Below are 22,303 nucleotides of genomic sequence, written 5' to 3'. Positions count from 1 at the left end.
CTGGTCAGCTCACCCCCATCTCGATGGACAGGCGGATCAGGTCGGCGGTGCGGGCCACGCCCAGCTTCGCCTTGATGGCGGTGCAGGTGTTGGCGATGGTCTTGTATCCCACGCCCAGCTCGCTGGCGATGTCCGCCAGGGCCCGGCCCTCGCCCAGCAGGCGCAGGATTTCCAGGTCACGTTCCGTCAGGCGCTGGGCCGGGTGGCCGGCCGGCATGCCGTGCACGGCCAGTTCCTGGGCGATCTCGTTCTCGACATAGCGGCCGCCATCGGCCAGCCGGCGGATGGCGGCCAGTAGTTCGTCCGGGTCGGCGTTCTTGCTCATATAGCCCTTGGCGCCGGCCGCCAGGGCGCGCGAGGCGTAGAGCGCCTCGGCATGCATGCTGAAGATCAGGACGCAGGCCGTGGGGTCCTCGATCAGCAGGCGCTGCAGCAGTTCCAGTCCGCCAACCCCCGGCAGGTTCAAATCCAGCAGTACGATATCCGGCCGGTCCTCGCGATAGCGGACCAGGGCGTCACGGCCGGTCGCGGCCTCGGCGATGCTGACGCCGGGCAGGGGCGCCAGCAGGCGCCGGAGGCCGGCGCGCACGATGGCGTGGTCATCGACAAGCAGAAGTTTCATGTCGCTCCCTCCGGCGTTCACGCCGCCTCCCGCGCTGTCAGGGCGTCGACGCTTCCCGTCAGGGGCAGCAGGGCGCGTACGCGGACGCCTCCCTCCGGCCGATTGCCCACCTCCAGGCTGCCGCCCAGGGCGGCCACCCGTTCAGCCATGCCGCGCAGGCCATAACCGGTGTCGGGCGCGCCCTCCGGGGGCAGGCCCTCCCCATCATCGACGACCTCGACCGCCACCCCGTCGGCGGGGGTGGGGAGTACCGTGACCGCGACGGTGTGGGGGCGGCCGTGGCGGACGGCGTTGCTCAGGCTTTCCTGCACCACCCGGTAGATTGCCGTGTCCCCCGCCTCGCCCAGCCGCAGGTCGGGCGCCACCGTGACAGCGATGTCGACGTCCGGCCGGCGGGCGCGCCAGAAGGCGGCCAGGTTGTTCAGGGCGGCATCCAGGCCCAGATCGCTCAAACCCGGGGGGCGCAGGCGGCCCAGGATGGCCTTCACCTCCTGCTGCACGTGGGCCACGGCCTCACGCGCGGCGCGCGCCTGTTCCAGGGCCACCGCGTCGCCCGATCGCTCCGCCGCCGCCAGCAAGGCGGTGACGTCGACATTGATGGCGAACAGATAAGGCCCGACCTCGTCATGCAGGTCGCGGGCGAGGTCGGCCCGTTCCTCCTCCTGGATGGTTTGCAACTGCTCGTGCAGGCGGCGGTTGCGCGCCTCCGCCGCCGCCAGGCGCGCGATCATGCGGTTGAACCCCACAGCCAGGCGCCGCAGCTCCGGCGGGCCCGCCTCCGTCACCGGGCGGGCCATCTCCGCCCCCTGGCCCACCTCAGCGAAGGCCTTGGACAGCCGGTCGACGGCGCGCAAGGCCCGGCCCAGCGTCCAGTAAACCATGGGCAGGGCCAGCGCGCTGAACAGCAGCATCATGACGGCGTCGTCGCCCAGTTCGCCCCAGACCTCCGACGCCTCGCCCGCCGGGTCGGTTTCCAGGCGCAGCCATAGTCCATCGCCGGAGACACCGGGCAGGGGCATCTCGGCGCTCAATTGCGGCACGTCCAGGGAGCGGACGAACCAAGCCGGGGCGGCATGGTCGGGTGAAGCCAGGGTGGAGGTGGCGATGGCGCTTCCCCCCGGCCGGCGCAGGCTGACCTTCAGGTGGCGGTCGCCGTTGAAGGCCCGCACCAGCCGGGTCAGGATGGTGGCCATGTCCTCGTCGCCCGGTTGGTCGGCGGGGCGGACGGCCAAATGGGCCAGGGCGCTGCTGATGGTGTGCTGGCCCACGGACAGGGCCGCCTCCATTTCCGTGCGCACCGAATGCTCCGCCCGCAGCCAGGCGGCGGCACCGCCGGTGGCCAGGCTGACCAGCAGCAACAGGGCGATGGACAGGACCAGACGGATCCGAAGCGACATGAGGTTGAGCCCCCGTTTCCCGCTGCCTTGAAATGCCGCCGCTTGTCCGCGGCCGGCGCCTCCCGAGCCCCATCTAACAGGTGCTTGGCCCCGCCGTGCAACAACCGCCGTGATATCGGGAATTTTTCCCGGGAAAATCGGGAAGGGGGCCCATGGATCGGACGCGGCCATCAAGGCTACCGTAGCGTCAGCCTCACCCCATTGGTGCGCCCTATAATGAAAAAAATCCCGGCCGGCCTGCTGCTCCTGCTCTGCACCACCTGTTCATCCTTGGCGCTGGCGGCTGATCTGCCCGCACCCGATGGTACGCCCACCGCCCTCAGCGACATCATCGTCATAGGGACGACGCCACTGCCCGGGGCCAACGTGCCGCTGGACAAGCTGCCGGCATCGGCCACCACGCTGTCGGCCGACGATTTCGCCCACAGCCATTCCATCTCCATCCTGGATGCCATGGCGCAGCGGGTGCCGGGACTTTCCCTGTCCGACAGCCAGGGCAACGCCCTGTTCCAGGACCTGCACTTCCACGGCTTCACCGTCTCCCCCTTGCAGGGAACGTCGCAGGGTATCGCCGTCTACCAGAATGGCGTGCGCCTGAACGAGGCCTTCGGTGACACCGTCAACTGGGACCTGGCGCCGGAGGTGGCGATCAACCGCCTGACGCTGGCGACCAACAACCCGGCCTATGGCCTGAACGCCCTGGGTGGTGCCGTGACCCTGGAGATGAAGAACGGCTTCACCTTCCAGGGCACCAGCGCCGAGTTGCTGGGTGGCAGCAACGGCCGTGTCCAGGGTTCTGCTGAGTTCGGCTACCAGTCCGGCAATTTCAGCCTATACCTGGCGGGCGAGGCGGCGCGCGATGACGGCTGGCGCAAGCAATCGGCCTCGGACGTGGAGCGCTTCTACGCCGATGCCGGCTGGCGCGGCGAGGGCGCGGAGCTGCACCTGATCGCCGCCGCCGCCCGGTCCAGCCTGGGCGTCGTCGGCCCCACGCCGCTGGAAATGATCCAGGCGGACGAGACCGCCGTCTACACCTGGCCGCAGACCACCAAGAATGACAGCGGCATGCTGGCGCTGAACGGCAAAGTGGACATCGCCGCCGGCTGGGCCGTGCAAGGCAACGTCTATGGCCGCCATTTCGGCCAGAAGCACGTGGACGGCAACGACAGCAATTTCGAGAGGTGCAGCGCCCGTTCCTCCTACGGCGGCAAGCTGTGCCTGGAGGACGACGCCTTCGGCACGCCGGCGGGCGGCAAGACCACGGCCTTCCGCAACCAGTTCGTCATCACCGATCTGGCGGGCCATACCTTCGCCTACAACAACGACGCGACCTATGGCACGCTGGACCGCACCGCCACCGACACCACGGGCGTGGGCGGGTCACTGCAACTGACCGGCGACCGGCCGCTGCTGAGACTGGGCAACCGCTTCGTCGCCGGCGGCAGTATCGACCACAGCGATATCCGTTTCACCGCCACCAGCACCCTGGGCGTCATCAACCCCGACCTCTCGGTGACCACCCAGGGCGGCGACGCCGATGAGGTGGCCGGGGCCGGCCTCATCATCCGGACCCTGGGCAATCTGGGCTACGCCCCCGTCTGGCTGTCGGGCACCACCGACTTCTACGGCGCCTACGTCACCGACACGCTGGATCTGACGCCGGCCCTGTCCCTGACCGCCGGCTTGCGCCTGAACGTGGCCGACATCAGCATGCGCGACCGGGGCGGGTCGGCGCCGGAACTGAACAGCGACAATCGCTACACCCACCTGAACCCGCAGGCCGGCCTGACCTATCGCCTGGGCGACGGGGTCAGCGTCTACGGTGGGTATTCCCAGTCCAACCGGGCGCCCACGCCGTTGGAACTGGACTGCGCCGATCCCCTGCGTCCCTGCCTGCTGGAGAATTCCCTGGTGGCCGACCCGCCGCTGCGCCAGGTGGTGGCCGAGACCTATGAAGCCGGCATCCGCGGCGTCCAGGGGGTGGCGTCCGGCCGACTGGACTGGACCGTGGGCCTGTTCCGCACCGACAGCGACCATGACATCCTGGCGCTGGCCAGCACCATCCAGGGCCGCGGCTACTACACCAACGTGCCGTCCACCCGCCGCCAGGGCGTGGACGCCGGCCTGACCTATGCCAGGGAAAGCTGGCAGGTCTATCTCAACTACAGCTTCGTGGACGCCACCTACCAATTCGATGGCGTGCTGGCGTCGCCCAACAATCCGTCGGCCGCCGACGACGGCACCATCACCGTGCACAGCGGCGCGCGGATGCCGGGCATCCCGCGCCACCAGGTTAAGCTGGGCGGCGACCTGGTGGTGACCGACGCCTGGAGCGTGGGCGGGGCCGTTCAATATTACGGCAGCCAGTACCTGGTGGGTGATGACGCCAACCAGAATTCACCGCTGACGCCCTACTGGACCATGAACCTGCGCACCTCCTATCAGGTGCTGCCCAACATCCAGTTCATCGGCGGCATCAACAATCTGTTCGATCGCCGCTACGCCAGCTACGGCACCTATTTCGAGGTGTCCGGGGCCAGCGACATCCTGGGACGGACCCTGAGCGATGCGCGCACCCTGACCCTGGGGGCGCCGCGCACCTTCTATGGCGGGGTGAAGGTCACATTCTAATCATCTGATGTAATTCAGTTCCCTTCGGGCGACGCGATTATCCTCCCTGAGGGAAGGGGGACCGGTCTCATCCGCTGCCGGTCCCCCTCTTTTTATTCTCGGCAGCGCGGCTCACTGTGCCGTCACCCGCCACACGGTGTTCCCGACATCGTCGGCGATCAGAAGCGCGCCGCCCTTATCCACCGCCAGGCCTACCGGCCGGCCACGGGCCTGCCCCTCCTGATCCAGGAAGCCGGTCACCACATCCGTGGGCTGGCCGTTGGGCTTACCGTTGCTGAAGGGGATGAAGACCACTTTATATCCATTTGGAATATTTCGGTTCCAGCTGCCATGTTCCCCGACGAAGGCACCACCGCGATAGCCGTCGGGCAGGGCGGTGCCGGTATAGAAGGCCATGCCCAGGGGGCGACGTGGGGGCCCAGCGCATAGTCGGGCACCAGGGCGCGGTCCACGAGGTCCGGGCGCTGCGGCTTGACCCGTGGGTCCAGGTTCCGGCCATAATAGCTGTAGGGCCAGCCATAGAACCCGCCGTCCTGGACGGAGGTCATGTAATCGGGCACCAGGTTGGGGCCCAGCTCGTCCCGCTCATTCACCACGGTCCACAGGGCGCCGGTCTGCGGCTCCCAACTCAGCCCGTTGGGGTTGCGCAGGCCATCGGCGTAGACGCGCCAGCGGCCCGTGGCGCGCTCCACCTCCAGGATGGCGGCGCGGTTCTTTTCCGCCTCGATGCCATTCTCGGTGATGTTGCTGTTGGACCCGACGCCGACATACAGCAGCGACCCGTCCGGGCTGGCCAGCAGGCTCTTGGTCCAATGATGGTCGATGGGGCCGCCGGGCAGGGGTGTCAGGATGGTGCCGGGGGCTGTGATCTGCGTGTCGCCCTGGGTATAGGGATAACGAACGATGGCGTCGGTGTCGGCGACGTACAGATCATTGCCCACCAGTGCCACGCCGAAGGGGGAGTTCAAATGATCCAGGAAGACCGTCCGCGTTTCCGGCACGCCGTCGCCGTCCGCGTCACGCAGCAGGGTGATGCGGTTGCTGCCCTTGATCTTCCCGCCAGAGGTGGCCAGCGATTCCACCCACTGCATGATCAGGTCCTTGGGCCGCTTGGCTGCGGGGGCCTTGGGCGCCACGGACTCCACCACCAGGATGTCGCCGTTGGGCAGGACGTAGAGGGACCGGGGGTGTTGTAGCCCACCAGCCAGCGCCCGGATTTTCAAGCCCTGGGCCACGGCTGGTGTCTCGCCATCCCGCCAGCCGACCACTTTGGCCACGGTCATCGGCGGCATCAGGTATTGCTTCTGCGCCGGCAGGGTAGGGTTGGGGCCGACCTCGGTGTTGGGATCGCTGCTTTTGCTGCCATCGTCACAGGCGGCCAGGCCGAGGGCCGCGACGCCGGCCAGGACGAGCAGGCGGCGGCGGCATGGGGCCGGCAGGGGGGCCACCTGGAGGAAACGCCGGTTCATGACCGCACCTCCAGCCGGCGGCGATAGGTCAGTACCGACCAGCCGATCCAGTTGCTGGTCAGCACGACGATCACCACCAGGGCCGACAGGATCAGGCCTTGCGGCACCACGGACGTCCAGGCGTCGCGACTATGGACGAAGCAGTTCAGCACCGACAGGCCCAGGGCCACGAGATTGCCCAACACATGCGGCCAAATGGGCGCCTGGGTCACGACGTGGCGGCGTTGGCCCAGATCGACCAGCCCGGCGACCAGGGCAACCGCGCCCAGCACCACGCCCACGAGCAGCAGCCAGGCGGAGAAGTCAGCCCACATCATCTCCGCCGTGCCCCAATAGGCCAGGTCGGTCAGGAAAGCACCAACGAAGCAGGCGTTCGGAAAAGGCACGAACATGGGATAGAGCGGGTGGCGGACGATGGCCACCTTCTCTTCGACCTCGGTCAATTGCACAGGTGTGCCCTGTACGGTCGACCTGATGATGTCACTGGGCATGGCCGCTCCTCATTCACAATCCCTGGCACAATCACTCCCTGGCACGGAGGGTACCCATGTCTTGAACGGTTCAGGGACGGTGGCGGTTCCCCTCTTGTGGCGGGTCGTCGAGGGTGGCGCGGCCTTTCCAGGCTTGTTCATTGGCCCGATAAGATATACTAATCCCAAAGAGTTACTGCCTTAAGTGGCATTTGGTGTGCTGCGCCCGTGCGCGGGGGGGGGACAATGGAATATTACCTAGGGGCGATCCACCTCCTGCCCCATGACCGCCTTCATCACCAGTGGCTTCCGTGCGATGGCCGGATGCTGCAAATTTCCCGTAGCCCGGCACTGTATTCCCTGATTGGGAACATGTTCGGTGGGGATGGATGGCGCACGTTCGCGCTGCCGGACCTGCGCGGGCGGGTGCCGGGGGGAGGAACAGACCATGGGCGAACCGCCGTCCTGGGGGCCGCTTCGCCGGGGAAGGAAAAGGGGGCGGGCGGGGACAAGCAGCCAACGGTGGCGCTGACCTACGCCATCGCGGCGGAGGGCAACTTTCCCATGGCCATCGACGATAGTTCCCAGGGCGGCGTGGCCTTTTTTGAGCCCGAAGCCTTCCTTGGGGAAATCCGCATGTTCGCGGGTGATTTCCCGCCGCGGGGCTGGCGCTTTTGCCATGGCCAACGGTTGAACGTGCAAGAGCACCAGGCTTTGTTCTTCCTGCTCTCCACACGGTTTGGCGGTGACGGCACCACCTTCGCGCTTCCAGACCTGCGTGGGCGCGTGGCGATCGGCGCCGACGGTCCCGTCGGCGCCACAGCCGCGGTGGATGTGGGACGGGGCGGGGGCGCGCCGATGGTCGGGATCGGCGTGAACCACATCATCTGCATGGAAGGCGAATTCCCGATGGTCGCGGACTGACAGGGGGAGACCATGGACCATTTCATCGGCGAAATTCGGGCCTTCCCTTACATTCAAAGGATGCCAGAAGGCTGGCTGCCCTGCGATGGCCGCAGCCTGGCGTGCTCGGGTTCCTACCAGGCACTGTTCAGCGTCATCGGCCGTCGGTTCGGGGGGGACCTTGCGACGGACACCTTCAAGCTTCCCGACTTCAGGCGCGGCGTTCCGGTGGGCATGGATCCACGCACGCCGGTGGATGCCAGCGGCGATGCCGCCTGGGACCATGGCGTTCCAGACGGGACGGCGGGCAGCCTGTCCATCGTTACGATTCGCCATTTCATCTGTGTCATGGGTGCCGCCGCCCCGGTGGCCTTCCGGTTCCCATTCACGCTTCAGGGGGGCGATGCGCGGCCGACGATCACGGGAGGTCACACCTTGACGGTGCGACACGGGCGGGCCGTCATCTTTGACACGGCCGGCTCCCTGGTTTGGGAAAGCGGCGGCGATAAGGGCACCGCCCTGTCCTTGACCCGCACGGGTGAGTTGGTCGTCACCGACGCCGACGGCCAAGCCGTGTGGCGAACCCATACCCAGGTGGCGGCAGGACAAGATCCCGTCCTGCTGTTCCATCCCGACGGACGTTTGGCCATCGTCGATTCCACTGGCAAGGAGATCTGGCGGAATCCCGATTTGACAGCGGAGGAACGGAAGAGGGGGCAGGCCAAGGACTGGGAACGGGAGCGCACGGAGCAAGGGCGACAGAATGCCCGCCAGGCCTTGTTGCCAGGCCAGGTCCTGCGCTGGGAGGTTCTGCGCTCGCCCAACGGGCGCTTCACCCTGGAACTCGCGATAGAGGGAGGCTTGGTCGTAAAGTCCGTCGATAGCGGGGCGGAAATCTGGAACCTGAATAAGACGGTCAATCAGGTGGGTCATTTGGCGATGCAGACGGATGGCAACCTGGTTCTGCATACCAGTGACGGAAAGCCTGTCTGGGCGACGCTGGCGTCCCCGATGGACAAGGCCGACCATCTGGTCCTCAGCGATGAGGGCGAGATGCTGCTTAAGCGGGGCGACAGGCTGGTCTGGTCGTCGGGCAACGCGTCTCGACCCGGGCGCCTCGTTCCCGGCGGTCGTCTGGCCAAGGGGGAAAGTCTGCGCTCACCCAATGGTGCTATCGCCCTGACCTTGCGCCGGGATGGCACCTTGGTACTGACCGATGGCGCGGGCAAGACCTTGTGGACGCCCGACCGATCTTCGCCCCGCAGCCACAGCCTGGTCATGCAGCGGGACGGCAACCTGGTGTTGGAAGAGGAGGATCGCCGCGTCGTCTGGGCCGCCGGAACCGACGATAAATCAGCCCATGCCCCGTGCCACAGCCTGAAGGTGAACGACAACGGCACCATCACCGTGTCCGCGCCTGCTGGCGACAAGTCCTGGACCTCACCAATAAAGACATGAGAACACGCGCGACAATTTCTCAATTCCTCAGGCGAGGATAATTTCCATAAGACAGATTATCGGTCCCATCTCTGTGGGCGCAAAGTTAGAATGTCAGGGCCTGGCAAAGCAGAACTGTCAGTCTCCCGGCTGGGCCATCGCGTGCCTCATCCCGCCTCCAGCCGTTTGAGCAGTTCCGGTGACCAAGTGGCGAGTTTGGCGCCGTGGGCGTTGGCTTCCCCGGCCACCTGGTTATACAGCGCCAGCAGCTTGCGCGGGTCGAGCAGGCCGTCGTTGAAGGCGGCGCGGCCGAAGCGCTTTTCGACCAGAACCGCCATTTGATAACCCACCGTGTACCACGCGCCCTGGGCGTCGCCCCATAGCGGACGGGCGCGTTTCATGATGTCCTCATCCGTGGCCAGCTTGCCGTCCAGGATGTCCAGCAGCAGCTGCTGCACAATGGCCAAGTCCGGAGCAAACTGTTGCATGTCGCCATCCCAACGGGCGCGGACCAGGGCGTCATCCTCCCAGTGGGGGTGCCGGTCGGTGCCGGCGGCGGCCAGCATGGCCTCGCCCTCGCCGAAGGCGCTCAGCCAGCGCATGGCCAGTTTCACATTGGCCGGCAGGCTGGCCTGCGCTTCATCCTGGCGCGCCTCCAGGCTTTCCAGGCCGATATGGTGGCATTCATGGGCCACGGTGTTTTCAAACTGGTCACGGCTCTGATGGGCAACCGCCAGGAAAATGGCTGGCTCCCCGCTTTCCATCTCCCCAGCCGCCGCCGGCTGCTTCCAGACGAAGCTGTTGCGCTGCGGCTTGATCTCCGCGAACACGCGCGCCCGGATGCTGGCGCCAGGCGGAAGCCAGGCGAGGACACCGATGCCCAGGCGCGTCATATCCGCCTGTTTCATCGCCGCCAAGGTGCTTGCCCACTCGGCCCGTTGGCTGGCCGCTTCCGGCGACAGCAGGAAGCGTTGGAAGTCTTCATCCGCCAGGGGATGCCCCATGGCGGCTTCCCTCGCCTTCAGCCACCGGTAGGGCGTCGTCGCGAACAACCGGTTCCAGTCCTCCGCCGTCACCGGCTGGTGGGCGGCCTGCTTATCCAGGATGCGCAGCGCCTGGTCGGCTTCCGACGTGTCCAACGCCAGGGACACCACCGGCTCGGCACGGGGCGTGCCGGCCAGGAGGAGTGGCGCCACCACGATGGTGGCAAGCAGCAAACGGCCCATCTTCCGCCCTCCGGATATCCAAAGACGGCCAATGATACCTCGCCGCCGCCACGACAGGCAGGCCATCTGCCGGCGTCCCGTTGGTACCACTCACCATGCCGGAGGCTGTGAGTGCATGCACACCATCAGGCCGGCAAAGATCGAAAACGAAAGGGCGCGTCGCAGGTGCATCCGGCGATCCAGCATGAGGGACGCGAGGCCCATCATATTGATTCACCGTGGATCGTCTTGATTCACCATGGATCGTCACCCCCTGCGCCCGCACCGGTGATTTTGTCGCACCGGCGCGATATCGCCTCAATTCAACACGCATATCCCGGTGTTGAGCGCGGTCGCGAAGGTGACCCAGGCGGCATAGGGCAGGAACAGCAAGGCCGCCAGCCGATCCTCGCGCCAGGCGGTGGCGATGAAGGCCAGGATGGTGCCCAGCAGCAGCAGTATGTCCGCCAGCGCCAAGCCCGGCAGGTGGGCGGCAAAGAAGATGGGGGACCAGAAGAAATTGAGGACCATCTGGATCCACCATAGGCGCATGGGCCGGCCGTCGCTGTCCTGGCGCCAAACCCGCCAACCGGCGATGGCGATCAGGATGTAGATCGCCGTCCAGGCTGGCGCGAACACCCAGCCGGGGGGGGTGAAGCTGGGCTTGGCCAGGTTGAGATACCAGGGGCCGGGAGCCGTCAGGTAACCGATGGCCAGGCCAACGCCCAGCACCAGCGCGATGAAAAGGACGAGGTGGCGGGAGCGCGGCGGCGGCGCCAGCGGTTCATCCCCGGGTGTCGTCATGCGGGCGGTCTCCCCCAAATGGCCCCCGAGAATATCGGGGCAAACCATTGGTACAGAATAAATTCCCCGCTGTCGCGCCAGTTCCGTTGCTGCCCTGGCGCCGGATCGATGTCATGATCCCCCTCCCACCGTCGGCTGGATGGAGGCTGAGTTTGGCCGCGCATGCGCCCTACCGCATCACCCTGGGGTACCGCACCTGGACCTTCGTGGACCTGAAGGACCTGATGGCCAAGGCGACGCCGCCCCGATCCGGCGACCGCCTGGCCGGCATCGCGGCCTTGTCGGCGGAGGAGAACGTGGCGGCCAAGCTATGCCTGGCCGACCTGCCGCTGAAGACCTTCCTGAGCGAAGCGCTGGTGCCCTATGAGGAGGACGAGGTCACGCGCCTCATCCTGGATCGGCATGACGCCGCCGCCTTCGCGCGCGTTTCGCACCTGACGGTGGGCGGATTCCGCGACTATCTGTTGTCAGACCAGGCCACCAGCGACGGGCTGGCCGCACTTGCCCCCGGCCTGACGCCGGAGATGGTGGCGGCCGTGTCCAAGATCATGCGCAACCAGGACCTGATCCTGGCAGCACGCAAGTGCGTGGTCGTCACCCGCTTCCGCAACACCATCGGCCTGCCTGGCACCCTGGCGGTGCGGCTGCAGCCCAACCACCCGGCGGACGATCCCGGCGGGGTGGCGGCCAGCATCCTGGACGGGCTGCTGTATGGCTGCGGCGATGCCGTGATCGGCCTGAACCCGGTGTCGGACAGCCTGGCCACCCTGACGGATCTGGCGCGACTGATCGACGGCGTCATCCAGCGTTTCGCCATCCCGACCCAAGCCTGCATCCTGACCCATATCACCACCAGCATAGAGATGATGAACCGGGGAGCGCCGCTGGACCTGGTGTTCCAGTCGGTGGCGGGCACGCAGGCCGCCAACGAAGGGTTCGGCGTCACCCTGGCCCTGCTGCGTGAAGGGATGGAGGCGGCGCAGGCGCTGAAGCGCGGCACGGTGGGCGACAACGTCATGTATTTCGAGACGGGCCAGGGCAGCGCGCTCTCCGCCGGCGCCCACCACGGCGTCGATCAGCAGACGCTGGAGGCGCGGGCCTACGCCGTGGCGCGGGAGTTCCGGCCCCTGCTGGTCAACACCGTGGTTGGCTTCATCGGGCCGGAATACCTCTATGACGGCAAGCAGATCATCCGCGCCGGGCTGGAGGATCATTTCTGCGGCAAGCTGCTGGGCCTGCCGCTGGGCTGCGACGTCTGCTACACCAACCATGCCGAGGCCGACCAGGACGACATGGACACGCTGCTGACTCTGCTGGCCACCGCCGGCGTGACCTATGTCATGGGGGTGCCGGGGGCCGATGACGTCATGCTGAACTATCAGTCCACCTCCTTCCATGACGCCCTCTACATCCGCCGATTGCTGGGGTTGAAGCGTGCGCCGGAGTTCGAGGTGTGGCTGGAGGCCATGGGCATCGCCGGCGCGGACGGTCGGCCCCTGCCCCAATCCCCGACCCAACCCTTGCTGCAAGGTTGGCGATGACGGATGAGCCGCGTAAAGCCGGGGTGACCCCGGATGCCTGGGTGCACCTGAGCCGCGCGACACCGGCGCGCATCGCCCTGGGGCGGGCGGGCGACAGCCTCCCGACCGTGGAGGTCTTGCGCTTCGCCCTCGCCCACGCCCAGGCGCGGGACGCTGTGCACACCCGTTTCGACGCCGGCGCCCTGGCGGCACGGCTGGGCGGATTGGGCCTGGTACCGGTCCTGGTGCACAGCGCGGCCCCGGACCGCGCGACGTATCTCGCGCGGCCAGACCTGGGCCGCCAACTGGCGCCGGCCAGCCAGCAGGCGCTGGCTGCCCTGCCAGCGTCGGATCCCGACCTGGCCCTGGTGGTGGCCGACGGCTTGTCGGCCACGGCGGTGCACCGCCAGGCCTTGCCGCTGCTGACGGCTTTCCTGCCCTGGGTGCGACAGGCGGGGTGGCGGCTGGGGCCAGTGGCGGTGGCCAGCCAGGCGCGCGTGGCGCTGGGCGACAGGGTGGGGCAGGCGTTGGGCGCCCGCGCCGTGGCGGTGCTGATCGGGGAACGGCCGGGCCTGTCCGCCCCGGACAGCCTGGGCGTCTACCTGACCCTGAATCCAAGGCCCGGCCGCCTGGATGCCGAGCGCAACTGCCTGTCCAACATCCGCGAGGGCGGCCTGGCTCATGATTTGGCGGCGTTCAAGCTGGCCTGGCTGCTGCGGGAGGCCCTGCGCCGCCAGATGACGGGCGTGGCGCTGAAGGACGAAAGCGATCTGCTGCTGGTGGATGGCCGGGCACCGGCCCTGCCGGCAGCCCCGATGACGGAACGACAGGAGACTTAAGGGTGAAACACGGCGTGACAGTGGCCTTGCTGGTTGTGGCGGCGATGGCGGGAACAATGGCGTCGGCCCGGGCTCAGGGTGGCCGGATCGAGGAGCGCGCCCTGCCCTACACCCCGCTGCCGGCCGACATCCAGGCATTGGACGAAGTCATCAAGGCACCGCTGACCGACGATTTCGTGGCTAAGAGTTTCACGGCGCCGGACGGCCGCATCGTGCCTTACCGCCTGCTGACGCCGGCGACGGCCACGGTCCAGCTGGCACAGGCCAGGCTGCCCCTGGTTATTGTCCTGCACGGCTCCGGCAGTATCGGGCAGAACAATGTCAGCCAGATGACGGCCTTCGCCAAGGCCTGGGCCCTGCCGGCGCTGCGCCAGCGCTTCCCCGCCTATGTCGTGGCGCCACAGGTGGACGTGCGCAGCGCCGACTATGCGCCGGGGGGCGACGGGCTGCTGGCCAGCCACCCCGGCGCCTCCCTGCCCGCCATACTGGCCCTGGTGGATGACCTGCTGGGGCGTCTGCCCGTCGACCCGGCGCGGGTCTATGTCGTCGGCTTTTCCATGGGCGCGTCGGCCGCCCTGGACGCCCTGGTGGCCCAGCCGGGCCGCTTCGCCGCCGCCGTCGCCTTTTCCGCCGTGCCGCCGGACCGGGACCGGGCGGTGGCGGTGGCGGGGACGCCGACGATGCAGGTGCACGGTGACCAGGATACGGAGAACCCCTTCGATCCCGACCACGCCTGGGCCGAGGCCGTGGCCGCGGCGGGCGGCGCCCCCATATTTGTGCGCTATCAGGGGATGGAGCATCGCGTGCCGCCCGACATGATCCTGGCGCCCGGCTGGCGGGAGTGGCTGTTCGCCCAACGCCTCAAATCAGCGGCGCCCTTTCCCAATCCTTGAAGACCGCCCTTAAGACCGTCCGTAGCGGCCCAGCAGGGTCAGCACGGCCTCATCGATCACCCGCGCCACCTCCGCATCGCCCAGTCCCTGATCGGCGGCGAAGAAGGTCGGCCAGAAGATCAGGTCGTTGATCATGCCCAGGAACTGGCGCGCGGCCAGGGGAACGTCACCGACGGCCATGGTGCCGGCCGCGATCTCCGACCGCAGATAGGCGTGCAGCCGGTCCAGGTAGGGCGCCTTGCCCCGCTGGAACAGGGCCTGGCCCAGTTCGGGAAAGCGCGGCGCCTCGGCGATGATGACGCGGAACAAAGGCGCGGTCCGGGGCTGGCGCAGCTTGCCGGCATAGTCGTGGCCGATGGCGGTCAGGCCGGCGGCGGGGTTGCCAGCGGGTGGCAGGGGGCGCTGCAGTTCCGGATCCGCCTCCCACAGCTGTTCCATGATGCCGCCGAACAGGGCCGCTTTGGTGGGGAAATGCTTGAACAGGGTGCCGGTGGAGATGCCGGCGGCCTTGGCCACCTGCGCCAGCGTGGTGCGGTCATAGCCCTGACGCAGGAACGCCTCGCCGGCGGCGGCCAGCGCCGCGGCGCGCTTCTCGGACTTCACCCGTTCCCGGTACTCTTCCACAGCCATGGCCGATGGGTCCCCATATCCAGCCGTACACCGCCTTATAGCGGGGCTGGGGGTCGGGGTTAAGGGGCAGCGACATCCCTTTCAACAGGGCGGGTGCCACGGGACAGGCGGCAGCTATCCCGTTTGCCGATGGCGACGCATGGGGTTTATCGATTTTGCGTTTCCGCGCGCCGCCGCTCTAATGCGGGCCAAGACGGGAGGAACACAGGGATAGTCGCTTGGCCTGGGATTCCCGGGTGGTCCCCGTCCCCTTTCGAACGGCACTGACAGGACCCCGCATCCATGGCCCGCACCTTCATCGACATCTCCGTCACGCTGGATAACGACACGGTGGCGGACCCGCCCTTCATGCGGCCCCATATCGAGTACCAGACGCACAAGGATACGCTGGGCGAGCTGACGATGTTCTTCCCCGAGCTGGATCCCAACGACATGCCGGACGCGGAATTCGCCGCCGCCGAGACGGTGCGCCTGTCCACCCACAACGGCACCCACCTGGACGCGCCCTGGCACTACGCCTCCACCATGAACCAGGGCGAACGGGCGATCACCATCGATGAGGTGCCGCTGGACTGGTGCTTCAATCCGGGGGTCAAGCTGGATTTCCGCCACCTGCCCGACGGTCACGTGGTGACGGCGGCGGAGGTGGAGGCCGAACTGGCCCGCATCGGCCACACCCTGCGGCCGCTGGACATCGTGCTGGTCAATACCCGGGCCGGATCACGCTATGGCCAGCCGGACTTCCTGGGGGCCGGTTGCGGCATGGGCCGCGAAGCCACGCTGTATCTGACGGAGCGGGGCGTGCGTGTCACCGGCACCGACGCGTGGAGCTGGGACGCCCCCTTCCCTCACACCGCCAAGAAGTTCGCCGAGACCAAGGACGTGGGACTGATCTGGGAAGGGCACAAGGCGGGCCGCGATATCGGCTATTGCCACCTTGAGAAGCTCCACAATTTGGAGGCGCTGCCGGCCACGGGTTTCACCGTTTCCTGCTTCCCGGCCAAGATCAAGGGGGCGTCAGCCGGGTGGACCCGGGCGGTGGCCATCCTCGACGCGTGACGTCGTCGGTGGTGGGACGTTGCGCGGGGGGCCCAGCGGGTGGATTCCAAGCGGGTGGATTGCGGTTGATGCAATTCACCGAGGTTCCCGTCTTCATGCCGCGCAAGCCGCCCCCGCGCGTGGCCCCTGGCCCTCGCCCCCAGCCGCCGGCCCTGGCCCTGGGCTATGTTTGGGCAATGCCGGGGCGGAGATGATGCGGGGCGCCTGCGGCCGGCTGGGGGGGGCCGGGTTATCCCCGCCCCGACCTCTAGAATGACCTGTTCAGCGCCCAGCGCTGCGGCATCCAAGGCCTTCATCTGGTGCTGGCCCTCCCCCAGGACGATGCGGAGCCAGAGCGGCGGCCAACATGGCCCGGCGATCTTTCTGCCGACGTTGGTCGTCCATGGCACCACCGGCTCAGGGCCACGTCCAGCGGAGCCCCGGGGACGTCCTCCACAGCAACCTTAAAAAGAACTTTTTAAGAATTTGATACTTTTTGAATTGACGCATTGTGCGATGCGGCACAGCTTATACGTGTTTCGCATGAAACATGAACAATCTGTGATCCAGAAAACTGCGACGTGCGCCGCCTTGGCGTCAACCCTCAAGGATGGAGATTTAAATGTCAGGCGTGACAGAATTCACCAACACCCGGATCTCGGGCCATGGCACTCCGATTGCCGGCGGCCTGGGCACCTACACCTGGGGCGGCCCGTCCCCCAATGTCACTGTCTTCGCCGTCAGTGGCAACGGGTTGTCGAAGGGGGAAACCTACGTGATCACCGCCACCGTCATCCTGGGACCGCAGTTGCCCAGCCCCTTCACTGTCAAGTATGTGGGCCAATTGGCCGGGGCGCCGGCGATCGCCACCTTCGAAGCCATCTGACGGAACGGTGTTTCCAGCGGGGCGGCGGCTGACGTGCCGCCGCCCTGTATTCGTGCGCTTCAAGACCCCAGATAGCGGCTGGGGGGCACGCCCAGCAGGCGCTTGAACATGCTGGTGAACGCGGCGGGGCTGTCATAGCCCAGGTCCAGCGCCACGGTGGTCACCGGGTCACCCGCCGCCAGGCGGGGCAAGGCCGCGAACAGGCAGGCCTGTTGCCGCCAAGCGGCGAAGCTGAGGCCGGTTTCGCGGCGGAACTGGCGGGTGAAGGCCCGCCTGCTCATCCCCAAGGCGTCCGCCCAGACGTCGATGGTGGCGTGCGGGTCGGGGGCGGTCACGAAAACCCGGCACCGGGCCGCCAGCCGGGCGTCGGCTGGCCAGGGCATGGCCAACGGCAGGACGCGCAACGATGGCAGTTCGTGCACCAGCAGGGCCATGATCATGCCACCCCGGCTTTCCGGCGACACCTCAAGCGGCAGTTCCGCCGCCTCCGTCAGCAAGGCGTGCACCAGGGGTGTGACACTGACCACTTGGCAGTGGCCCGCGCGGGGATCCAGGGTTTCCCGGCCTCGCGCCGCTGGCAGGACGGTTGGGTCGATATACAGGCTGCGCATGGCGGCGGGGCCCACCACCACCTCCACCTCATGCACCACGCCGGCCGGGATCCAAACGGCGCGCTCGGCCGGCACCAACCACGACCCTTGCGCCGTCGCCACCGTCATCACGCCCCGGATGCCGTAGAGCAGTTGGCAGCGGCGATGCTGGTGCGGCGGCAGCACGTGCCCCGGGGGATAATCGTTGCCGATGGCGATGATCGGCTGCGGCGCCGTCTCGAACGTGTGTGAACGCACATTGCGGACCATGCCCGCCCCCCAAAATCCGTGTTGGCCCAATCCCGCAATAGTTTGGCCTAAAGACGAAAGCAGGCCGCAGGCGTACGCGTTAGCTTGTCGATCGGCCGCCGAAACGCAAGCGGCCGGTTGGCAAAACAGGAGGCCGCGGCGGCACGCGGCCCAGATGCGGGAGTGTCACCAGTGAGCGAGGTCGATAGCATGGGCGCCATGGCGCCATCCCCTGCCGGCCCATCCCCCGCCGCCCCCAGCCCGGCAAGGGCCGGGGGCACCGTGTTCACGGTGCTGGGCGCCATCAGTTTCTGCCATCTGTTGAACGACATGATGCAGTCCATGCTGCCGGCGATATACCCCATCCTCAAGGGCAGCTTCGATCTGAGCTTCAGCCAGGTGGGCCTGGTGACCCTGGTCTACCAGATCACCGCCTCGCTGCTGCAACCGCTGATCGGCCTCTATACCGACGCCAAGCCCAAACCCTATTCGCTGTCCATCGGCATGGGCTTCACCCTGGTCGGCCTGTTGTTGCTGGCGACGGCGCCCAACTTCCCGCTGGTGCTGGTGGCCGCCGCCCTGGTCGGCACGGGGTCGTCCGTCTTCCATCCGGAATCCTCCCGCGTGGCCCGCATGGCATCCGGCGGGCGCCATGGCTTGGCCCAATCGCTGTTCCAGGTGGGCGGCAACGCCGGGTCGGCCCTGGGGCCGCTGCTGGCGGCGTTCATCATCGTGCCGCACGGCCGGGGCAGCATCGCCTGGTTCTCGGCCACCGCCTTCCTGGGCATGCTGGTCCTGGCCAGGATCGGCCTGTGGTACCAGCGGAACGCCAAGCCCAAGGCCGCCAAGGTGGCGAAAGAGGAGCTGACCGGCCTCACCCCGCGCCAGGTCAGCCTGGCCTTCGCCATCCTGCTGGCGCTGATCTTCTCCAAATACGTTTACCTGGCCAGCATCACCAGCTACTTCACCTTCTACCTGATCCAGACCTTCGGGCTGTCGGTGACGTCGGCGCAGTTGCACCTGTTCATCTTCCTGGGCGCCGCGGCCGTCGGCACCATCGCTGGCGGGCCCATCGGCGATCGTATCGGGCGCAAACACGTCATCTGGTGGTCCATCCTGGGCGTGCTGCCCTTCACGCTGATCCTGCCCTACGCCAACCTGTTCTGGACCGGTGTGCTCAGCGGCGTCATCGGCGTGTGCCTAGCCTCCGCCTTCCCGGCCATCGTCGTCTATGCCCAGGAACTGATGCCGGGCAAGGTCGGCACCGTGGCCGGCCTGTTCTTCGGCCTGGCTTTCGGCGTGGCCGGCGTGGCCGCCGCCGCCCTGGGTTGGCTGGCGGACGCCACCAGCATCACCACCGTCTACAAGGTCTGCGCCTACTTGCCGGCCCTGGGCATCCTGACGGTGTTCCTGCCGGACATCGAGACGGCGATGAGCCGGGCGAAAAGGATGGGTTAAAGGTGGCCCAGCATGACTGTCGTAGGAAACCGGGGTTGGGTTATCAAGCTATGACGCGACCGCTTCAAATAGCCCTGCCTTCCATGCCGGAATGGTGGAATAGTGCCCTGCTTCCTAATCCCTGAAACAGGGTACTCATGCTGGTCCTTCAAATTCGCGGCAAGGACATCGATGACGACCGCGTGACCTGCACGGGCGCGCAAGTGGCTACCGTCCTGGATTTCATTGCCGCCGTTCCCGCGTTGACCGGCGGCGACTGGTATGCGGGTGCTGTAGATGGCCTCGGCGCTCAATTAACGGAGTATGAAGATCTGGAGCCGATCCTGGTGCCTGCACTGGCCGATCTGCTTCATCGCATTCGGAACATCCCACAGCTGCTGGACGGCGTTTTCGCCTTGGTCCCGCGCCATGAAATCCCCCGCCTGACGGGGAACTGCTTCAGCGCCGATGGACCAATGGAACCGCTGATCCATAATGCGTTGGTGGAAATCAAGGCCTTCGGCACAAGCTTCGTCGAGGTCTACACGGACCAACCGAGCTTAATCACCGTCGTTCAGCAACGGTTTGGCGGTGAGGTGCGCAAGGTGGAAACACAACCAGCGACGTGAGCCCCCATCTTTGGCAGAAAAGAAAAGGGGCCACCCCTGCGGACGGCCCCTTCCCATTTCCGGCGAGCGCGAGCTTCGGCCTTACTTGGCCTCGGCCGTCCACTGGTTCAGCCAGCCCAGCACCTCCTGGTGCCACTGGACGGAATTCTGGGGCTTCAGCACCCAGTGGTTCTCGTCGGCGAAGTAGACCAGCTTGCTGGGCACGCCCTTGCGTTGCAGGGCGGTGTAGGCGCCCAGGCCTTGCTCGAAGGGAATGCGGAAGTCGCGGCCGCCGTGGATGATCAGCTGCGGCTTCACCCACTTGTCCACGTGGCTGGACGGGTTGAAGCGTTCATAGCCGGCGGGGTTCTCCCATACGGTGCCGCCGTTCTCCCACTCGCTGAACCACAGTTCCTCGGTGGAATAGCCCATCATGCGGTTGTCGAAGACGCCGTCGTGGTTGACCAGGCACTTCCACGGACCGTTCCAGTTGCCGGCGATCCAGTTGATCATGAAGCCGCCATAGCTGGCGCCCAGGGCGCAGGCGCGGTCGCCGTTCAGGAAGGGATACTTGGCCAGCGCCGCGGCCCAGCCCTTCTGCAGATCCTCCAGCGGGCGGTCGCCCCAATGCTGGCTGATGGCGTCGGTGAAGGCTTGGCCGTAACCGGTGGAGCCGTGGAAGTCGATCATGACCACGGCATAGCCGGCGCCGGTATAGGCCTGAGGGTTCCAGCGGAAACTCCAGGCGTTGCCGAAGGAGCCCTGGGGGCCGCCATGGATGATGAAGGCCACCGGGTACTTGTGGCCCGCCTGGTAATTGGCCGGCTTCACGACATAGCCATGCACCGTCTCGTTGTTCCAGCCGGGGAAGCTGAACTGCTCATAGGCGCCCAGGGTGATGCCGGCCAGCGTGTCGGCGCCGACATGGGTCAGCTGCTTCGCTTCCCCACCCTTCAGCGACACCTGGTAGGCCTGGGAGGGGCCGGACAGGCTGTCGGACATGTAGACCACGCCCTTGTCGCTGCCCTTCACCAGGTCGATGGCCGTCACGTGGCCCTCGCCCGTCAGCGCCTTCACCGCCCCCGATTTCACGTCGACGGAGAACAGCTTGGACTGGCCCACATCATAGGCGGTGGTCAGCAAGGTGCGGCCGTCGGCCGTCCAGGCCAGTGTGTCGGCGGACCGATCCCAGCTGGGGTCGATCTCGCGCGTCTCGCCGCTCTTAAGGTCGCGGACCATGATGCCGAAGCGGTCGGCCTCGAAGGTGGCGCGCTTCATGGCGCGCCAGGCCAGCTTGCCACCGTCCGGGGAGAAGACAGGGCCGGTGTCCGTGGCCGGGTTGCTGGCGGTCAGGTTGACCGGTGCGGCGCTGCCATCCATGGGGACCTGCCACAGGTCCAGGTTGGTGCTCCACGGTTCGGTGCGGCCCGCCAGGCGGGCGGTGAAGACGACGCTCTTGCCATCGGGGCTGATGGTGATTTCGCTGTCGTCGCCGAAGGGCTTGCCCGGCGCGTCGCCGTCGAACCCCTTCATCAGCGGCACGGCGGCACCGGTGGCGACACCCTCACCATTCAACGCCAGGGCGAACAGATGGTTGCGGGTGCCGTCGGCCCATTCGTCCCAATGGCGGACGAAGACCTTGTCAAACACCACGCCGCTGGCCTTGGGCGTCGCCGCCGGCTTGGCCGGCTTGTCGCCCGTCTCCGCGCCGGGGAACACGGCCATGGAGATGACGATGTGCTTGCCGTCCGGCGCGAGGTTGAAGCTGCCGACATCCAGGGGCAGGGTCGTCACCTGGGTCGCCTGGGCGCCCAGGGCGCCGTTGGCGGCGTCGGTCTTCCACACCTGCTGGCTGCCAGAACGGCCGGACAGGAAATAGAGGCTCTTGCCATCGGCCGACCAACGCGGGTTGGTGGCGCCGCCGTCGGAAATGGTCAGGCGCCGGCCCTCGCCCTTGCCGTCCAGGTCCTTCAGCCACAGCGCGTGCGCCGACTTGTTGTTGTCATAGTCCACCGTGCGGACGTCGTAGACCAGCTGGCGGCCGTCGGGCGAAACCCGCGCGTCGCTGGCGCGGTCCAGGGTGGCCAACTCCAGCGCCGTCAGGCCATGACCGGCCGCGTCGGCCGCCCGGGTCGGGGATGCGGTGGTGACGGCCAGGGCCAGCGCCAGCGGCGCGCCCAGGGCGTACAGGGAACGGTTCATCCAATGCTCTCCGAAAGGCGGGAACCTTATCGGCCTTATGGCCGCTTGGGGGCCGTCATAGCGCAAATCGCCGCCGCCGCCTACGACGCTTGACGGCTCAAGACCGACCGCGCCCTCACGCCAAGACCCGGGGTAGGCGCCAGCCGATCAGACCGCCGATGGCGCCGGTGAACGCCGACATGGCGGTGCCCATCGCCAGGATCATCGCCGGCACATCACCCAGGATCCAGGAGGCGAGGATGCCAAGCAGGGCGCAAACCCCGCCCGCGATGGCCCCACCAACGGCGGCCGCCCGCCAGGTTGGCCGCGACCCGCCCTGGACCAAACCGGCAAGTAGCGAGATCAGCATGCCGCCGATGGCGAAGAACTGGGCGACGGTGGGGCTGAAATGGCCGGCGGCCGCCATGATCAATTGCAGAACCAGGCCGATCAGCGTCGCGCGCGCCAGCGTGTTGCCGAACATGGGCCGTCCC

General features: G+C 67.2%; 21 protein-coding genes and 1 pseudogene. 11 read left to right on the top strand and 11 right to left on the bottom strand.

What is annotated here, in order from left to right; genetic code table 11:
* Positions 1-4 precede the first annotated feature (4 nt).
* A complete protein-coding gene (locus FHS74_RS07415; protein WP_184798996.1) occupies positions 5-622 on the bottom strand; it encodes a response regulator in 618 nt (205 codons plus the stop codon).
* 17 nt (positions 623-639) lie between these two features.
* Complete coding sequence (locus FHS74_RS30905; protein WP_184798994.1) at positions 640-2,019, bottom strand: histidine kinase; 1,380 nt, start codon at positions 2,017-2,019, stop codon at positions 640-642.
* A gap of 216 nt (positions 2,020-2,235) precedes the next feature.
* Here FHS74_RS30905 and FHS74_RS07405 point away from each other — a divergent pair, with 216 nt between their 5' ends.
* A complete protein-coding gene (locus FHS74_RS07405; RefSeq protein ID WP_184798992.1) occupies positions 2,236-4,650 on the top strand; it encodes a TonB-dependent receptor in 2,415 nt (804 codons plus the stop codon).
* Positions 4,651-4,761: 111 nt separating this feature from the next.
* On the opposite strand, the gene FHS74_RS30355 is transcribed toward FHS74_RS07405, so the two are convergent.
* The 3 genes from FHS74_RS30355 to FHS74_RS07395 are packed head-to-tail and all read right to left on the bottom strand — an operon-like array spanning position 4,762 to position 6,610.
* On the bottom strand, positions 4,762-4,944 hold the full coding sequence (locus tag FHS74_RS30355) for a hypothetical protein (protein WP_246462954.1): 183 nt from the start codon (positions 4,942-4,944) through the stop codon (positions 4,762-4,764).
* On the bottom strand, positions 4,887-6,119 hold the full coding sequence (locus tag FHS74_RS07400; protein ID WP_246462953.1) for a PQQ-dependent sugar dehydrogenase: 1,233 nt from the start codon (positions 6,117-6,119) through the stop codon (positions 4,887-4,889). Before FHS74_RS07400 ends, FHS74_RS30355 begins: the two co-directional genes overlap by 58 nt.
* Complete coding sequence (locus FHS74_RS07395; RefSeq protein WP_184798990.1) at positions 6,116-6,610, bottom strand: DUF2231 domain-containing protein; 495 nt, start codon at positions 6,608-6,610, stop codon at positions 6,116-6,118. The genes FHS74_RS07400 and FHS74_RS07395 overlap by 4 nt, the downstream gene beginning before the upstream one ends.
* Positions 6,611-6,835: 225 nt before the next feature.
* Between FHS74_RS07395 and FHS74_RS07390 the strand changes: the two are divergent.
* From FHS74_RS07390 to FHS74_RS07380, 3 genes and pseudogenes are all read left to right on the top strand, one after another.
* A pseudogene (locus tag FHS74_RS07390) lies at positions 6,836-7,009 on the top strand (phage tail protein); the annotation flags it as partial.
* A gap of 102 nt (positions 7,010-7,111) precedes the next feature.
* Positions 7,112-7,513 (top strand): phage tail protein, encoded by a 402-nt coding sequence (locus tag FHS74_RS07385; RefSeq protein WP_343066879.1) that lies wholly within the window; start codon positions 7,112-7,114, stop codon positions 7,511-7,513.
* A gap of 12 nt (positions 7,514-7,525) precedes the next feature.
* Positions 7,526-8,950: a tail fiber protein gene (locus FHS74_RS07380; protein WP_184798988.1), complete on the top strand. Its 1,425-nt coding sequence runs from the start codon at positions 7,526-7,528 to the stop codon at positions 8,948-8,950.
* A 146-nt stretch (positions 8,951-9,096) separates the two neighbouring features.
* Here the strand turns inward: FHS74_RS07380 and FHS74_RS07375 are convergent, their stop codons facing one another.
* Positions 9,097-10,155: a DUF5700 domain-containing putative Zn-dependent protease gene (locus FHS74_RS07375; protein ID WP_184798986.1), complete on the bottom strand. Its 1,059-nt coding sequence runs from the start codon at positions 10,153-10,155 to the stop codon at positions 9,097-9,099.
* A gap of 297 nt (positions 10,156-10,452) precedes the next feature.
* The gene (locus FHS74_RS07370) at positions 10,453-10,938 is read right to left on the bottom strand and encodes a TspO/MBR family protein (protein WP_184798984.1); all 486 of its coding nucleotides are present in this window, start codon (positions 10,936-10,938) and stop codon (positions 10,453-10,455) included.
* Between the two features lie 224 nt (positions 10,939-11,162).
* On the opposite strand from FHS74_RS07370, the gene FHS74_RS07365 reads away from it, so the two are divergent.
* Genes FHS74_RS07365 through FHS74_RS07355 form a run of 3 tightly spaced genes read left to right on the top strand, consistent with a single transcriptional unit; the run spans position 11,163 to position 14,190 of the window.
* Positions 11,163-12,479 (top strand): ethanolamine ammonia-lyase subunit EutB, encoded by a 1,317-nt coding sequence (locus tag FHS74_RS07365; protein ID WP_246462983.1) that lies wholly within the window; start codon positions 11,163-11,165, stop codon positions 12,477-12,479.
* Positions 12,476-13,297, top strand: a complete 822-nt coding sequence (eutC, locus tag FHS74_RS07360; protein ID WP_184798979.1) for an ethanolamine ammonia-lyase subunit EutC — start codon at positions 12,476-12,478, stop codon at positions 13,295-13,297. Before FHS74_RS07365 ends, eutC begins: the two co-directional genes overlap by 4 nt.
* A gap of 2 nt (positions 13,298-13,299) precedes the next feature.
* Complete coding sequence (locus tag FHS74_RS07355; RefSeq protein ID WP_184798977.1) at positions 13,300-14,190, top strand: dienelactone hydrolase family protein; 891 nt, start codon at positions 13,300-13,302, stop codon at positions 14,188-14,190.
* A 9-nt stretch (positions 14,191-14,199) separates the two neighbouring features.
* On the opposite strand, the gene FHS74_RS07350 is transcribed toward FHS74_RS07355, so the two are convergent.
* A complete protein-coding gene (locus tag FHS74_RS07350; protein ID WP_184798975.1) occupies positions 14,200-14,820 on the bottom strand; it encodes a TetR/AcrR family transcriptional regulator in 621 nt (206 codons plus the stop codon).
* Between the two features lie 282 nt (positions 14,821-15,102).
* Here FHS74_RS07350 and FHS74_RS07345 point away from each other — a divergent pair, with 282 nt between their 5' ends.
* Positions 15,103-15,879, top strand: coding sequence for a cyclase family protein (locus FHS74_RS07345; RefSeq protein ID WP_184798973.1), 777 nt, complete (start codon positions 15,103-15,105; stop codon positions 15,877-15,879).
* 601 nt (positions 15,880-16,480) lie between these two features.
* Complete coding sequence (locus FHS74_RS07340; protein ID WP_184798971.1) at positions 16,481-16,744, top strand: hypothetical protein; 264 nt, start codon at positions 16,481-16,483, stop codon at positions 16,742-16,744.
* Positions 16,745-16,803: 59 nt separating this feature from the next.
* On the opposite strand, the gene FHS74_RS07335 is transcribed toward FHS74_RS07340, so the two are convergent.
* Complete coding sequence (locus FHS74_RS07335) at positions 16,804-17,592, bottom strand: AraC family transcriptional regulator (protein ID WP_343066873.1); 789 nt, start codon at positions 17,590-17,592, stop codon at positions 16,804-16,806.
* A gap of 183 nt (positions 17,593-17,775) precedes the next feature.
* On the opposite strand from FHS74_RS07335, the gene FHS74_RS07330 reads away from it, so the two are divergent.
* Together FHS74_RS07330 and FHS74_RS07325 are read left to right on the top strand one after the other, a co-directional pair.
* The gene (locus tag FHS74_RS07330; protein ID WP_343066872.1) at positions 17,776-19,041 is read left to right on the top strand and encodes an MFS transporter; all 1,266 of its coding nucleotides are present in this window, start codon (positions 17,776-17,778) and stop codon (positions 19,039-19,041) included.
* Positions 19,042-19,178: 137 nt separating this feature from the next.
* Positions 19,179-19,649 carry a hypothetical protein gene (locus FHS74_RS07325; protein ID WP_184798967.1) on the top strand — a complete coding sequence of 157 codons (471 nt, stop codon included), beginning with the start codon at positions 19,179-19,181 and terminating at the stop codon, positions 19,647-19,649.
* Between the two features lie 81 nt (positions 19,650-19,730).
* On the opposite strand, the gene FHS74_RS07320 is transcribed toward FHS74_RS07325, so the two are convergent.
* Entirely contained in the window at positions 19,731-21,830 is a 2,100-nt protein-coding gene (locus FHS74_RS07320; protein WP_184798966.1) for a S9 family peptidase, read from the bottom strand.
* A 115-nt stretch (positions 21,831-21,945) separates the two neighbouring features.
* Entirely contained in the window at positions 21,946-22,293 is a 348-nt protein-coding gene (locus FHS74_RS07315) for a hypothetical protein (RefSeq protein WP_184798964.1), read from the bottom strand.
* Between the last annotated feature and the right edge of the window lie 10 nt (positions 22,294-22,303).

Origin of the sequence: Nitrospirillum iridis, assembly GCF_014205765.1 — a bacterium.
Classification (GTDB): domain Bacteria; phylum Pseudomonadota; class Alphaproteobacteria; order Azospirillales; family Azospirillaceae; genus Nitrospirillum; species Nitrospirillum iridis.
This window is presented reverse-complemented; position numbering and strand designations above follow the sequence as displayed.